The sequence below is a fragment of the Blautia sp. MSK20_18 genome (assembly GCF_020553125.1).
GTDB lineage: Bacteria > Bacillota > Clostridia > Lachnospirales > Lachnospiraceae > Blautia_A > Blautia_A fusiformis.
Window position 1 is genome coordinate 24,285 of sequence record NZ_JAJCGR010000025.1, and the last position, 16,379, is coordinate 40,663.

Consider the following 16,379-nt stretch of genomic DNA (forward strand, 5'->3'; position numbering starts at 1 on the left):
CCTGGTTAAGAGTAGGACGCGGGGGAGTTTGTGGATAACGGAATCCGCGGGAATAAAGACAAACTGCATATACAGTTGATGTAATAAAACCGCAACAGGAGGAAGTGAAGCACAGATGCACAGACAGCTTGCGGGCTGCCGGGACCTGTAGGATGATGGAAACATCATGGCGTGTGGGATGTGCCATAGATTGTACAGAAGAAATGTATAATTTAGACTACGCCAAAATCAGCACGGCTGATTTGAACTGCAGGGTTGCGCTCTCCGATAAGCTCTTCGATAAGTTTTTCGATGAGTGCGACTGCTATCTAAGACCGTCATGATGTGAAGCGACCGATTCCGACGGGCTACATAAAATCTGAGCAGAATGGCATAGCGTTATCCTTCTTCCGCGCAGACGCATACCATTATAGTGAGAGTCTGCGCTTTTTCGCAAGGAGAAACTATGTCAATCTGCTCAGCTCCCTCCTCCTCTGGGCTGCATGGCGGCCTTTGGCCGCCTTTCAAAACGTAAGGTTACGAAATATAAATTTACTTTTTTCAAAGTGTAACGTTGAGATGGCAACTGAGAATGCAGCCCATTAACGAAGGGTGTAATTTATCCGGTAAAGCGACATCACGCATCGTAATAACACTCAACATGTCAAAACTTTTAGAATATATGAATCACGCCCGCACTAACGAAAGAAAAAAGCTGAGACAAGACATGTACACTGCAAAATCTTCATATATCTGGAACGCGAAGATACTGGATGTCACGATATATATGAATTTTAAGAAAACTTATAGGATATCCAGTATCGGAGCGGATAGAACCTTCCGCGATTTTGTAGTGTACATGTCTTGTCTCGAGGTCATCCTAATCGGCTTGCCGATTAGGATGACCTCCATGTTTTTTTATATACAAATACACTGTTCTTCCAAATATTTATCATATTGTACATAGAGACCCGGGACACAAACAACGTGCTTGCGACAACTGGCCATTGTATCAACACTTTAAATTCCTGTTTCGGTTATCGGCAACAAAACACACAGGAGGATAAAATATGTTTTTTGTTATAGTTATTCTAGTAATAATCATTGTATTCCTGGCGAACCAGATACGTATCGTCCCTCAGCAGGCATGCTACATTATTGAACGCCTTGGAAAATACAGCACAACGTGGGAGGCTGGCCTGCATGTGAAAGTTCCAGTCATTGATAAGATTGTAAAGAAAATCTCCATTAAGGAACAAGTGTACGATTTTCCGCCACAGGATGTTATCACAAAAGATAACGTCACAATTAGTATCGATTCTGTCGTGTATGCAAGTGTTTTCGACCCAAAATTGTATACATATGGGATTGAGAAACCTATCACTGGTTTACAGAATTTGACAGCCACGACTCTCAGAAGTATTATTGGCGCCATGGAATTAGACCAGACACTGTCTTCGAGAGCAGATATCAACCGCCAGATGCAGGATGTGCTTGATGAAGCAACTGATGAATGGGGTATTAAGGTATCACGCGTGGAGGTCAAAAATATCAAGCCACCGAAAGAGATTGAAGAGGTCATGACAAAGCAGATGAGGGCTGAAAGAGAAAGACGCCAGACCGTATTGGAAGCACAGGCACATAAAGAATCTGTAGTATCCAGGGCAGAAGGTGATAAGCAGGCGAAACTGCTTGACGCAGAAGCTGAGAGAGCCGCAAAAATTGCTCTTGCGAAAGGCCAAGCGGAGGCTATCAGGCTTGTATATGAAGCAGAAGCAGAAGGACTTAGAAGGCTTGCGGAGTCAGGCGTAAATGAAAATATTTTACGTTTAAAATCTATTGAAGCGATGAAGGATGTGGCCGATGGCCGGGCTACAAAAATCTTTATCCCAAATAATCTGGCAGAAGGTGTCGGGCCGGCAGCGATTGCCGGCGAGGCTTTTTGGGGAGCAACAAAGGAACCTAAAAAGGAATTCTCAAATGCCGAAGCGGAAAAAATCCGAAAAGAAAGATGCGTCAAAAAGACTGTGTCTGAGGATGCCTGCATGAAAGCACCAAGGACGAAAGTAAGTATGCAGTCGGCGATGACTAATGCGGGAATGGTCCATGATATGCATAAGGACGAAACTGACTGACAGGCGCTGCAATAGACAAAAAAAATAAGAAAAAGGTACATCGTAGCATTTCGCGACGTACCTTTTTTATTTTATTTTGCATATTGGAGAATAGAGAAAAGAAAAAAAAGACTCTCTAAAAGAAAGAAAACTATAGAAAAAAAAGAGGAGGAAAAAATATGGCAAGACATAATTATGTGAGTGTTCTTGCACTGGTACGAAAGGAACCAAAATTCAAAGACACAGTTGACGGAAGAGCCGGAATCGTTGGTCTTACAACGATTATGAGTGGAAGAGAGTACGACAAGGCTACAAGCGGTTATCAATTAAACAGTGTTTCTTTTTGTGCCAGAACACAGGAAAAAGAAATCCTTGATGTGATGGATACATTGCAGTTATGGGATGTTGTAAAAATGACAGGATTTTTAGCAACAAGAGAAAAAGATAAAAAAGCGGAGTGTCCGTTTTGCAATGCGGTCAACCGAAGAGTTGATGCATGCGTAAGAAATGGAAAGCCAAAATCCGGTGGTAATGAGATTTTTGTATATCCAATTACGCTAAGAGTAGAGGAGAAGTTTGAAACAGAGCAGGCGGCGTACGAGTATCTGCATGCAAACGAAGAGGATGCAAACCGTGTGTTTGTACTTGGTAATTTAACAAACTCTCCTATCCACGGGGAGCTGCAGGGAGGACGAAAGCCGTATACAAGATTCCAGCTGGCTATCAACCGTAAGTATTGCCCAAAGGGCGGAAATGAAATGTACGAAAGGACAGACTATCCGTGGGTGTACTCTTATGGCGACAAATCTATCGAAGATTACCAGAATCTTGAAAAAGGTGCCCTCGTATTTGTAGATGGTGCCCTGCAGGCAAGAAAATTTAAAGAACAGTACACCTGTGGAGTATGCGGCGAAGAGTATGACGTAAGGGGAAGGACACTAGAAGTCCTTTCATACGATACAGAATATCTTAGACTTCCGAACCTGGCTCCGGATGACGAAGAAGACGATGATGAGAACGAAGATTCAGAGTAACTATATGAGGCAGCGGCATGAACTCCGCTGCTTTTTTGATGAAACGAAAAACATTCATATTAAATGTGAAATAAAAACAAATAAGAAAGGGGAAATTAATTTGAGAACATTTAATATGGAAGGCCTGAAAGATTTATGGGAAGACTATTCTTCTGCAATAAAATCGACAAAGATTGATTTTAAAAAAGCAAAAATCTATCAGGCAAAGGAAATAAAAACAGGAGGGCTGGAAATGCTGGTCACATCCGTAAGTACTGGAAAACAGGAGACGATTTTTGAACAATTGCCTGATAAAATGTGCTATATCATCAATAAATCCGAGTGCTTTTATGAGATTGACGGAATACGCTATATCCCAAGCCGTGAAGTAAACAGCAGAACGCTGAACGATTACAGCCGCAAGAATATTGTTGATGACTGTATGAACAAAGGAAAAACAAAAGAACCTCCTATAACGGTAAATCATTTCTCATCACCGGACACATTGAAAACACTGGCCGGAAGATTAAGGCGGACAGATGAGCTTATCGGTATTCATTATAAACCGGTCCGTGCCAGAAAAAAAGTATATGCACGGCTTGTTGGGCTAAAATCTATGAATGGTGAGAATCAGATTTCTGCGGTAGAGATTGCTGGATGTCTATATGATAAATACGGAAGGAGTATGCTGTTTGAGTCTGCATACCTAGAGCAGATAAAAAGACAGCCAGCATTAAGCTTTACTTTTAGATGCAAACCTGCCCGGTTGCGTTCCGACGGAATCCCGGTATGTATTTTGTTCCAGGATACATTATCTGGGAGAAAGAGCATGCGCGTCGATTTTGCAGTAAAGATTGACAACAGGCTGTATATCCTTGACAGCATGGAAGTTAACCATCGTACTAAGATGTCCGAAGACGAGATTGCCGATAACATCATTAAACGATTCGAAGTATGTTATACGGCAGATTTAAATCTAAATATTACAGCAAATGATATCATTAAAAACGTGCTGCAAAAAGGACTTGTTCCAAAAAAAGCAGAAGAGAGGTTTGTAACTTATATGTCATCTATTAACACTGATACGCCAATCGCTATGGCTTCAGATGTAATAAAGACAGGGATATTTAATATAAAAAACAAAAAGCATACAAGCAGCGGATATGACGGCGGAAAGCGTCGCTATGAGTTGGAGTTGGGACGCGCTCTGATAAGATAATGTTTTCAAAAAATATAAGACCGGGGAGATATCTCCGGTTTCTTTTTTTTGGCATACTAATTTTAATCTCTGCACTCAGTCTTACGGCTTCGCTTGTCATTTGCTGCGCAAATTGGTAACGAATCCGGCAGAGCTGGTGGGGTATCGAGATAAACGCATAAGAAGGTATGGAGGAATAAAGTATGGCATTTATGACAGAAACGGCAAAATATGAAACAAAAAATGTGGAAAATATGATTAGAGGTTCTCGTAATATTACTTTTTTGAATATATTTAGCGTAGGTAAAGAAATCCTGCGTATTGAGGCAGAAACCTATTATGTGGAAGATGTTCTTGAGAATGGCGATGTTATTAATATAATCGGAAAATTCATTGCAAACTCTGACCCTTGTGCCAAATTGAACATCGTTTGTAAAGATGAAAGAAAGAGAAGACCAGAAACATTAAGAAAAGTTGGAGTAACACTTGAAGAATTAAGAAATGGTATGGAAAAGAAGGAAATGGCAAGAGCTGTGTCTGATTATTTTATAAAATATGACGGGATTATAGTTTCTTGCAAACCATATTCTATTATTTCGATGCTGAATAATGATATCATTGAATCCAAGTATAAATCTATTGATAATTCATATTTTGATATAAAAAGAATGGCTAAAAAGTGCGGTGAAAATTTTACAGATAAGAACAGCCTGGAAAATCTAAAAGAAACGTTTATAGACTGCACCGGAAGTTACCGCAGGATGAAAAAGATGGAACAAAATAAAAAAGCCTGCGTTGTAAACTATGCATATTTTTGGCAGAGTTCGTATCGAAACTACGCAGAATGGATTTTTTGCGATACTTCGATTGGGAAGATTTATTATGACACGTTGACTGAGAAATGGGGGATTACAAAAAAAGAGGAAAAAGAAAATGGGCTGCGTATCGAAAGTGTTGATACTTTTGATGTAAAAAAACAATTGATGGATAAATATAGAGTGAATAGCATGATGGAGCTTAAAAACCTGCTCAAAGAAAAAGCAGAAGAAAGAGAAAAAAGAATGGCAGTCTGATATCTGGAAATGAGTCCGGCAAATCCGGGAAGTCAGTAACAAAGGACAGAAGTCTCAGGCTGGAGATGCTGCTCTGGTGTTTTTTAGCGACAATCAAATTTAGCATATTAAAAATGCTAAACAAAATATAGCTAAAATAGCTAAAAAAAGAAAGGAAAAAATATTATGAAATTTAAAACAGACTATGAGACATTTAGAGGAGCAATCGCAACAATTGGAAAAGCTGTAAAGAAAAACGGTATCAACGAAATGGCCGTTGTTAAGATGGAGGTAAAAGGAAATATCCTGGAATTATCTACAAATGGTAATATTGGATGCATCGTCCAGGTTGAATTGACAGATGGAGAAGATGGAGAGTTTGTCGTGTCATTTTCAGAACTTAACATCTTTAGTCTTAGAAAGTGCACCGGAAAAATCTCTGTATCATCAAGTGATGATGGCAACGCTATGACCATGATGTACAGAGACGGAAATGCCAAGACTGTACTCACAAGAGTTGATGTTGTATTTAATGACGTAGCAAAGCCTGAAAAAGATACACCGAAGGTTGCGCTTCCGTTTGCAACATTAAAGAAAATGGTTGCAGAAACAATTTTTGCTGCAAGCCGTGAGGAGACAAATGCAGGGTATGGCGTACATCTGAATATCCGTGAAGATGAGGACGGGCTGCTGGCTCTTACGATTACATGCCTTGATGGCTTACGCGTGGCTCAGCGAACTGCATATGCTGTCAAGAATGGAGACTACACCGGAACTGTGATTGTTCCGCCTGAGCAGTTTAAGACAATGATTGACATTGTAGATGCATCAGATGATGATGCTAATATCGATATTACTATCGATAGCGGAAAATTATATATGGATTACAGTAAAAAGCATGTGTGCATTCCGGTCCTGGATAAAAAATATCCGGCCGTACAGCGAATGATTGACGGAGAAATCGGAAAAGACGCTTGCAAATTCTCTATCACAATTGACAAGAGAGACTTTATTGAATCCATCTCCTGTGTTCAGTATGTACTTCAGGAGACCGGGGCATCTGGAGTGAACTCATCAGCGATGCTGAAATTCAAAGAAAAAGAACTCGAGATTGGAGGAATCGGTCTTTCTCAGTATGGAGAAAAGATTGAGGCTGAGACAGTCGGAGAAGTTCCAGAGCCTGCTTATTTTAACCCGGATTTTCTGAAAGAAGCAGCAAGCATTTATCCTAAGGACAAAATTACAATCGGAGTGATTGAACCGAAAGCGCCAATCTGGATGTGCTGTGGGGACAGTAACGAATATGTTTACTGTGTGCTTCCAAGAAAACGCGAATAAGATAAAAATAGAAAAGTTAACATAATAAAAAAGCAAGAGGGCTGCCCTCTTGCTTTTTTAATCTTGCACGCTTTGTGAACCTCTCGGAAATTGATAACTCCCCGGCTTTGCCGGAGTCGTTACCAGAATAAATATGAATTACCGAGTATCCGAAGACACCAGGTAAAACAATTACTTTTACCTGCGAGAAATACAACCGACACATATGCAAGCATATGCACCAGAACTATCCCTGGACAGAGGCCCGGCTGCAGACATGCTACAGCAGGACACGACGAGGCTCCTATGGGCCTGAAGTTTTCGACAGAAGGTGTAATAGTCAGAGACTATTTCTTTTCTGCATACTCGTTTCAGGCCGCTGCTTTGTATTGGTCGTTACGTGATTTGTATATCATCTTAAGATTCTTCTGTAACTCATTATGTTTATACTTATACTTTTCGCATATCTCCTGTATTTCCTGGTCGTCGATTCTTGCCTTGATGTTCAGGCTTCCAACATAATCCGCATCCGCTTCATATCCGCAGCACTTGCATTTAAAAGACTTGCCATTGCGGTTGTCTTTTTCAAGATGGCTGCATACCGGACATGTCTGGCTGGTGTAATCCGGTATAATTTCCTTGAAATCATAGCCATACCAGTTTAAAGTTTCCATGAGCTTCTTCTGCAGCTTCCCTCTCGCAAATGTTGACATCATATCGTTAGACTTACGGCTTTTGTTAAATTCCCTGATATCCAGTTTTTCTAGGACTGTCAGGGTATCATGTGAGATTGATTCTATATATCTGTCTATGCTTGATTTAATCTCATGGTCAAGTGTTTCATAATAGCAGCGCTTCTTGCGGTATGGGGCATCAGCCTTTTGAATCATCTGGTCAAGCCGGTCCATCTTTTTGATGAGAGAACGTCTCACATCTTCCGGAAGGGCCTTATGTCTTCGCAGGTAATGGCTGATACTGCGTTTTTTATTTCTCATGTCAGACAGCGAAGCGAATGACTTTTCCACTGTATCGTGGTAAAAAGCAATCACCGGCTTCATGCTGCCGATTGCTTTATCTTCAGATGTATGCAGTGTGTCAGAGATACCGACATCAACGCCTACCACATTTGAAGTCTTTGGCTGTTTCATTTTTGACTCATAACTCCATCCGACCTGCAGGATTCCGTTTTCATCAATTGACGCCATGACCGTACCGGCCATTTTATGTGATTTGATTTTATTGGCAGAATGTCTGCTTGTGTTAATCGGTATTACGATTCTTTCTGCGTTTTTATGTAAAGCGTCGCTTATCTTAATCACATATGGCATGACGGTATCTGTTGATACTTCAATCTTCATCAGCCTGCTGTCAAGAGGCATATGCGCCCGTCTTAATTCTGGGACACGGTATTCCATTGATAAACTGATATACATATCCATGAATTCCACCTGTTTAAATGTAAACTCGTCGTCTGACATTTCATTCAGGATACTGATACAGTCTTCATAGAAAGCCTTGTCTTTCTTTGTTTTAGACGCAATCTGTTTCATAGTGCTCAGCATCTCAGACTTCGTCTTGGAATCAATGGACATTGCAAACAGGACTTTTGATGATGTAAAGACTGACTGTTCTTCTGTATACATATCCTGCCGGATGCTATCCATACGGTTAGAAAGATGGGTCACCGCCATGTCAAAGGCATTCTGAGAGAATGCAGAATTTGCATTTTTCGGACGGATGGATTTTTCAAACTTGCGGATGTCACTGCTCTTCTTATCATTTTTTACGATTTGAAGTGTAAATTTATCATTACCCGCAAGGAGTCTGATATATCCATTTACCATCTTTGTAAATTCATTCTGCATATCCCGGATGATTTTAGATTTGTCTTTATTCGGGCTGCCATACAGAAATACACTTTTCGTCATAGAAGTTTCAAACTGCGTATCTTTGCGTCTTCTCGCCTTTGCCATTCGTCTCACCTCCTTGCCTTTTCATTACATATTTAATATGCCGAAAAATTTACAGACCGGTCGTTTTTTGCGAAAAATTTCTGTATGGAAGTAAAAAATCTTCGCATCCATATCTGGACACGAAGATAAAAATCGTAAACGATACTTTTATTTATTTCGCGCTTTCATCTCGGTAATTTAATTGCCGAGGATTCCCGCTTTATATCCTCTAATTGTTCATATTTTGACATGAACATATAGTTATGAAAAAGAAAATCATTTTTCACTGCAGACGGCATGCTGTCGTGCATGTATTCCAACGGTGTTGCGTAAAAACTGATATATAATTGATATAATTTATTTTGTTTTAAATATTTAATACACTCTTTTGAAGAAAAGAACCTGTATAGTTCATCTTCTGATTTGAACATACATGTTTTGTTGATTACGTATTGAAGACATATTTTGGCGCGAAGCATACCTAAGTATCCGTACATATAGTCCTTTGGGTATCGCCCCTCTCCTGCCATTACCTTATCATATACACGAAGTGTATACCTTTTTACGTCGTAATCCACATAGCGAGGATAAAGAAGATAAAGTATATATTCTGTATCATCCTTGGTAACATCAGATGGAAACGCAATGTATTTTATCATCTGGTCAAGTTTCATAAATGAAATGTAATTTTTATTAAATAGCTTTATTGCATTGTGGATATCCCATCCTAATAAATTCTCTATCGCATATCGGATTACAGAAAGTGCAATCCTCTCGTTTCCCTTTTTATCAAACAAAAAATAGCTTGTCGGTATGCGCTGCCGGTTTCCAAGCAGGACATCTTCATAATCGTTTAATATTCCCATTGTATTTTAACTCCTTTTTCCGATATTTTTTATTTCTTTCTTTTAATATGCGAAATGAATCCCTTTTTAACCTAGCCGTGCCGATATTTTTTTTATTTTGCATATTGGAGATAAAGATAAAGGAGGAAAAATATATGGCGACAACAGATATTTTATACAGATATTTTAAAGCCAGACAGGAAGTAAATGAAAACGGACATGCAGAAACTCTTGCTCAATGCATCCATTACAATCGCGGAGTTGATGCAGTGGTCCTTGATATGAAAGATAAAGGACTGGCTCAAAAAATATTAAAAGAAACAGATATAAATGACGCTTTTGACTCATGGCTGTTGGATATTGCTGGAAACTTGGTTTTAATATATCCACGAGAACAAAGAGAAAAATACATGGAAATTCAGCCACATTTGGTGCTTGGAGAAAAACTGGTGCAGTATGGAGGATTTTCGCACAGCGAAGCAAAAGGTATGATAGATTTTCTTAAGGAAGCAGGAGTGGATTATAAGCAGTCTATCGGAGAGGATGGAAGGATTAGCTTTTTGCTTGCAGAAAATAAAGAATATATATTTAAAAACGCGATGGATACAATAAAGCGAGAAGAAACCACGGAAGTTGGCGAAAAACATTTCGTATCACAGAATTTGTATTGGCGCTATGCCATCAACCAGGCTTCAAAGGCGCTAAATCATGATGGCGTTGTATTTTTAGGGAGTGAAGCAGGGACGCGTGGAATAAGAATTGACAAAAATGGAGCAATCAGTATGAATCCATTAAAAAAAGGACGTTTTATTCCCAAAAATGACCCGGATTATGAGCGTAAAGTATTGAATGAAATTCTGAATACGATGAACGGAAAAGAATTTCCTGTGAAAGTTTTTTATGGAGAACTCGCCGATGTAATGAGCAAGGATATGACGCGTAAAAGTTTACGGGAATCCCCTCTGATGCTAAAAAAGAGAGAAGCATTGGATATATTAAATTTAAGTGATATCCCTTCTGTTGATGAAATTGGAAAGATGGTAAACAATCTTGAGGACTATGGGGACCGCGAAAGAAAAGCGATTTATTCTTTGATGCGGATGCGGGTATGTCGTGATTACAAGATAGAAGATATCCAAGCGTACAAGATGTCTAAGCAGGATAAGCAGGATTATAAACAGATGCATGAACAACATATAAAACAATTTGCGAAAGGATGTAGACAAGACAGGGAGGGGCTGGTAGATGAAAGATGATAAAGAACTTGAACAGAAAAAGCTTGCCTTTGTCTTGTATGGCATCTTGTGGTTTATTGGCCTGATGATAGCTGGTGCATTTGGCTATCAGAAGCATACACAGGATGGAGCAAGTATTTTTTCAGCAGTGGAAGCGGTATCCCATTTTGGTATCTTCTATTGGTTAAATCCGGTAAGCTGGGGTACATGCTTGAGATGGACGTTTATATATTGGATTGGTGTAGCGCTTTTCATGATATATGAGCAAAAATGGAAACATGATGCGGCCGGTAAAGAGGCCGGCTCGGCTCATTGGAATAAGAAAGTTGAAGAATTTAACCAAGGACATTCGGAGCCGTTTGGTGAAAAGACTTTTAGTGACGAGCCTGGTCTGACAAAAAAAATGGGTGGGGAAAACCTGAACAATAAAAAGACACCACCAGTACCAGGAAACCCTAACATGATAGAATCGGAATTGGTAAGGCTGTCAACAGCTGATATGAAAACACATTTGAATAACAATGTTTTTATTGTCGGTGGTGCTGGTACTGGTAAATCACGATTTTTTATAAAGCCAAACGTATTACAGATGAACTGCTCTTACATAGTAACAGACCCTTCCGGAGAGCTTCTGAAATCAATGCATAACGTATTGGTTGAGAATGGGTATAAGATAAAAGTATTTAACTTGGTCGATATGTCTCATTCAAATAAGTACAATCCATTCCGATACGTCAGGAGCGAAACAGATGTCAGTATTCTGGTGGACTGTTTTATTTCAAACACAACAGGTCCGGACCAAAAAAGCGGCGACCCGTTCTGGGATAAATCGGAAAAGGCTTTGCTCTCAGCGCTGGTATTTTATCTTGTTGATATTGCTGATGCAGAGTTTAGGAAGTTCTCAACCATTTTGTGGATGGTACAGTTGGCACAGATGGATGAAAACGGCCGGCCAGGTCAAAAGCCATCGTCTGAATTTGGCTTCTCTATAGATATGCCGCTTGATGAATTGTTTGATGGAACAAAAAAAATCGGTAAAAAAACAATTACAGATAAAAAGACAGGAAAGAAACAGACGGTGCTGGATGCTGTGGAGGTTACGGACCAAAAAGAAATTGGAAGGCTGCGTGATAAAATAGAGACTTCACTTTGCCTCACCAACTATAAGACGTTCAAACTTGGTGGAACAAAAACGTTGAAATCCATCTTGATTTCAGCTGCTGTTAGACTGAACCCATTTAGTATTCCGGCAATCCAGAATTTGACAGATGATGATAACGTGGAACTGGAGAAGGTGGGTGATGAATTGACGTGCTTTTTTGCAATCATTCCGCAGACGAACAGCACATTTAACTTCTTGATTTCCATGCTGTTCTCTCAGATGTTTGAATCTTTATATTATAAGGGTGCCACAATACCGAATAGCCGGCTTCCATATCATGTAAGGTTCCTGCTCGATGAGTTCGCCAACATCGGCAAGATTCCGGAATTCCCACAGAAGATTTCCACTTGCCGAAAATATAATATATCAACAACGATTGTCCTGCAGTCTATTGCACAGATAAAAATGCTGTATAAGGATGACTATGAGACAATCATCGGTAACTGTGACACCGCAATCTGCCTTGGTACAAATGAGCAGACTACGGCAGATTATTTCAGTAAAAAACTTGGAAAAGGTACCATCACGTCGAGAAGTAAATCCACGCCCGTGGGCAAGAGCGGAGGCAATCTATCGTTTAACCAAACAGGACGTGAATTGATGCTTCCAGATGAGATAATGACCATGCCGTTTGACAAATGTATTGTCATGATGCGAGGAATCGACCCATTTTATGATAGTAAATATCCACTGGAAAAGCATCCACAGTTTATGAAAACAGGTGATGGGGATGAAAAAAACTTTTATTTCCTGGAGCAGGACGAAGAGTTTTCGTGCGTTGATAAGTCAGTAGAATATGAGGAGATAGCCGAGCAGGAAGAAAATAATGATACAGTAAGCGAAAAGTACCAGCCTAAAACACTGGAAGAAGTGCTGGACGGAATTCTGGTCAACTATCCGGAAGAAGATGGATATTATCTGATTAAGGATGCAGATAATAACAAAACAAGGAATTCAATGATTACAAAGTACAGTGAATTGCTGGAAGACACAATCCAGATGTCTATGGGTAACGACGAAACAACGATATTGTTTGACGGGAAAAATATGGATATTGCTCTTGCAAAAGGTCTGATAAACAGGGCTTTTGAACAACATGACGGGGAATTTGAGGATTTAGCCGTTGCCTGCAACGGAATCAGTGATGGACATGTGTGCTGGTTCGGCGCAAAGAATGACCAATGTAATATCGTTAAAGTAGCAGAACGATTACAGTTGTCAATATCCAAGAAAAAACGAGGAAACATATCCAGGCAGGATTTATATAAAGTTAACGATATCCTATCAGAAGATAAGTTTGAAGAATTAAAAAAAGGATGTAAAAATGGTGCTCATTGTATGGCTTCACAAAAAAATAACGATGTAGATTTTGATGATTATGATGATGATAATGATTGACATTGCTGGTTAGAAAGGACACCGCGTATTTTATACGCGGTGTCCTTTCTTTTTGCAAAAAAAACATTTTTACTCCGTTCGAAAAATGAAAAATTCGGCATATTGAAGGCAAACCGCAAAAATAAAAAAAAGGAGAGAAAGATATGCAACATATTGAAATAACAGAGCATGACTTTGATGCCTTAATGGATAAACTGGAAAAGATTGAAATGGAAAACGATGGATATATTCCGTCAGAGGAAGACGTTTTTGATTATATTGAAAAAAATCCAGAAAGATATTACCTGTATTTGCTTTGGTACAGCGAACATAAGCCGAAGCCTCAGACAGAGGAAGAAAAAAAGATTTTAAAAAAAATTACAAAGATAACTAATCAAACAATCAAGATTTTATAAGGAGGGAATAAAAAATGAGATATTTATATCTGGCGGAGAAGCCGTCTGCTATGAAATCGGTGAAGGCTGCTTATAATGCAAGCAATAAGCCGCTCGGCGATATTGATTTTTTCGCTCTAGCCGGACATATCTGCCGTTTATGTGAACCAAAAGAATATGAAGACTGGGATGTAAAATGGGCAGACCGAAAGCTGCCAATGATTCCGAACCCGTTTAGGGTTGGAATCTTGACAGATAACAAAGTAAAAGACTTAAAAGAACAGCTAAAAAAAGTTAAATACGATGCAATCATTGTCGGCACCGATAGTGATGTGGAAGGTAACGGCATCTATGACCTGATTGAAACATACCTTGGGCTGCAGAATTATAAGACTTACCGATTTTTTGAATCTGACCTGACGCCGGCTGGAATCATGAAATCAATGAATAACCTGACAGATTATCATACAAATCCACGTGATGTAGGGATGACACAGTCTTTTAGAATCCGAAGCCGGTTCGACTGGCTGATTGGTTTTAATATGACTGTCGCATATACAGTGAAATCAGGTTTTTTGATGAAGGTTGGACGAGTTAAGGCGCCAACATTAAAACTCGTGTATGACAACTGTAAGGCAATTGACGAATTTAGCTCTAAGACGGCATATCAGCCGGCAATCGTAACAGAAAACCCGGAAGTTACTGCATATATGATTGACGATGAAGGCAAGGCAGTGTCTTATGCTGATAAAAATGAAGCCCAGAAAGTTCTGACTACATTAAGCGGTGAAGCGGAGGTGCTGAGTTTTGAAAAAACAACAAAAAAAACGCAGCCGGACCAGTTATATAAATTAACCGACATCCAGGTCGAAGCCGGTTCTAAGTATGGATATACCCCGGAAAAGACTCTGGAGCTGATTCAGTCTCTGTATGAAAGACATAAGCTTATTTCATATCCAAGAACTGATGGAAGGTATGTGTCTACCGAAAAATCAAAAGACTTTGCCAGATTACTGAAAGCGGTAGAGGCTATGCCGAGTCTTTCTGCAGCAGTAAAAACGGTTACCCCGGAAGCAATCGCTGCTGCACAGGGGAATAAACGATTTGTAAATGATGTTGAAGTACAGAAATCCTCGCATGATGCGCTTATCCCGACAGGCGATACAGCAGCGCTTGCAAATCTGTCTATGGATGAGATGCATATCTGTGAAATGATTTTCAAAAGATTTCTTGCAATATTCTTCCCTCCATTGGAAGAAGAAAAAACAAAAGCAGTGCTGACTGACAATAATATTAAGTTTTCCTGCACCGGCTCCAAAGTTGTGAATCCTGGCTTTACAGTCCTTACCTCAAAGCCAAAGGAGGCACCGCTTCCAGACTTTAAAAAGGGGCAGAAATTAAAAGAAAAAGAAACATCCTTGCACGAAATCGTAAGCAAGCCGCCTGCGCGTTTTACACAGGCAACACTTATCAAAGCGATGGAGAATGTCCAGAAATACATGGCGGCTGATGAGACAGAGCTTAAGAAGGCGCTGAAGAAAGCAGGAGGCATTGGCCAGCCGTCATCCAGAGCTGCAATCATTTCCGAACTGGTTTCTACTGGATATATTGATGACGTAAAGTCTGGGAAAGGAAAGGGCCTCCATATTACAGATTCCGGTAAACGTTACATAGAGAATCTTGGCAGCAGTTCTATTGTAAGCCCTGAACTTTCTGCACAGTGGGAAGTATATATGAATGATATACGTGAAGGCACCAAGACATATGATGAAGTCTATGAAAAGGTCATTGACTATGTATATCAGGCTTTAAAAGAACTGGAAGGGATGAAAATCCAGAAAATGGCTGCAGGAAACAGAAAAGAGGTCGGCAAATGCCCGAAATGCGGAAGACCGGTTGTTGCCCTGCCAAAAGGATACGGCTGCAGCGGTTATCCTGACTGTGATTTTTCCGTATTTAAACGTGTTGCAGGAACAGACCTTACAGATAAGGATATGGCGGATATGCTGAACGGAAAGGCTACGAAAGTTATGAGTTTTAAGAAGAAAGATGGGAGCACTTTCTCTGCCGCGTTAATACTAAATAAAGAACATAAAATTACATGGGCTCCATTTGAAAGTAAGACAGACTTGACGTGTCCAAAGTGTGGAAAGCCGCTGGTTAAGACTCCTATGTCTTATAAATGCGATGACGACGAGTGCGGTTTCATATTCTGGACGAAAATCTGTGGAAAAACATTGACAGATACACAGGTGAAAAAATTGCTTTCTGGGCAGTCTACCGGAACAATCAAAGGATTTAAGAAAAAAGATGGTACATCCTTTAATGCCAGTCTGATAATGAAAGATGGAAAACTGGAATGGGAACATAGCATTGCAAAAGATACCGGTCTCAAGTGTCCGAAATGCGGAAAGCCAATTGTTGCAACAGACAAGGCTTTCTCCTGCGCAGATAAAAAAGACGGCAAGTGCGATTTTCAGATTTGGAGAATGCTTCCAGGCGATAAGGTCGTATTGACAGAAAAAGATATGAAGGATTTGCTTGAAAAGAAAAAGACAGGCCTCAAAAAGGATTTAAAAAGTAAAGGTGGAAACACATTTAATGCTTATATAACCTTAAAAGACGATTTTACAAGAGGTATGGAATTCGCAGACACAGAGAGAAAAAAGAAACCGCAAAAATAATATCATCGAAAAAAATTCAGCATACTGATTTTGCAAAAAGGACAGGAAAGGAGCAT

The 16,379-nt window shown here is 39.8% G+C and carries 11 protein-coding genes; 9 read left to right on the forward strand and 2 right to left on the reverse strand.

Annotated features, from left to right (window positions below):
• The first annotated feature begins 1,049 nt into the window (after positions 1–1,049).
• From LI091_RS13195 to LI091_RS13215, 5 genes are all read left to right on the forward strand, one after another.
• Complete coding sequence (locus LI091_RS13195) at positions 1,050–2,114, forward strand: SPFH domain-containing protein (RefSeq protein ID WP_173734068.1); 1,065 nt, start codon at positions 1,050–1,052, stop codon at positions 2,112–2,114.
• A 158-nt stretch (positions 2,115–2,272) separates the two neighbouring features.
• Positions 2,273–3,127 carry a single-stranded DNA-binding protein gene (locus LI091_RS13200; RefSeq protein WP_110102564.1) on the forward strand — a complete coding sequence of 285 codons (855 nt, stop codon included), beginning with the start codon at positions 2,273–2,275 and terminating at the stop codon, positions 3,125–3,127.
• Between the two features lie 100 nt (positions 3,128–3,227).
• Positions 3,228–4,325, forward strand: coding sequence for a hypothetical protein (locus tag LI091_RS13205; protein WP_265191231.1), 1,098 nt, complete (start codon positions 3,228–3,230; stop codon positions 4,323–4,325).
• Positions 4,326–4,507: 182 nt separating this feature from the next.
• Positions 4,508–5,377, forward strand: coding sequence for a hypothetical protein (locus tag LI091_RS13210; protein WP_195656727.1), 870 nt, complete (start codon positions 4,508–4,510; stop codon positions 5,375–5,377).
• A 165-nt stretch (positions 5,378–5,542) separates the two neighbouring features.
• Positions 5,543–6,694: a hypothetical protein gene (locus LI091_RS13215; RefSeq protein WP_265191232.1), complete on the forward strand. Its 1,152-nt coding sequence runs from the start codon at positions 5,543–5,545 to the stop codon at positions 6,692–6,694.
• Positions 6,695–7,044: 350 nt separating this feature from the next.
• On the opposite strand, the gene LI091_RS13220 is transcribed toward LI091_RS13215, so the two are convergent.
• Both LI091_RS13220 and LI091_RS13225 read right to left on the reverse strand, forming a co-directional pair.
• Complete coding sequence (locus LI091_RS13220; RefSeq protein WP_265191233.1) at positions 7,045–8,646, reverse strand: transposase; 1,602 nt, start codon at positions 8,644–8,646, stop codon at positions 7,045–7,047.
• Between the two features lie 164 nt (positions 8,647–8,810).
• Positions 8,811–9,491: a hypothetical protein gene (locus LI091_RS13225; protein ID WP_265191234.1), complete on the reverse strand. Its 681-nt coding sequence runs from the start codon at positions 9,489–9,491 to the stop codon at positions 8,811–8,813.
• 134 nt (positions 9,492–9,625) lie between these two features.
• On the opposite strand from LI091_RS13225, the gene LI091_RS13230 reads away from it, so the two are divergent.
• From LI091_RS13230 to LI091_RS13245, 4 genes are all read left to right on the forward strand, one after another.
• Positions 9,626–10,726 (forward strand): hypothetical protein, encoded by a 1,101-nt coding sequence (locus tag LI091_RS13230; protein ID WP_265191235.1) that lies wholly within the window; start codon positions 9,626–9,628, stop codon positions 10,724–10,726.
• Complete coding sequence (locus LI091_RS13235) at positions 10,716–13,265, forward strand: VirD4-like conjugal transfer protein, CD1115 family (RefSeq protein ID WP_265191236.1); 2,550 nt, start codon at positions 10,716–10,718, stop codon at positions 13,263–13,265. Before LI091_RS13230 ends, LI091_RS13235 begins: the two co-directional genes overlap by 11 nt.
• Positions 13,266–13,408: 143 nt before the next feature.
• Complete coding sequence (locus LI091_RS13240) at positions 13,409–13,660, forward strand: hypothetical protein (RefSeq protein ID WP_110102571.1); 252 nt, start codon at positions 13,409–13,411, stop codon at positions 13,658–13,660.
• A gap of 14 nt (positions 13,661–13,674) precedes the next feature.
• Positions 13,675–16,323: a type IA DNA topoisomerase gene (locus LI091_RS13245; RefSeq protein ID WP_173734073.1), complete on the forward strand. Its 2,649-nt coding sequence runs from the start codon at positions 13,675–13,677 to the stop codon at positions 16,321–16,323.
• Positions 16,324–16,379 lie beyond the last annotated feature (56 nt).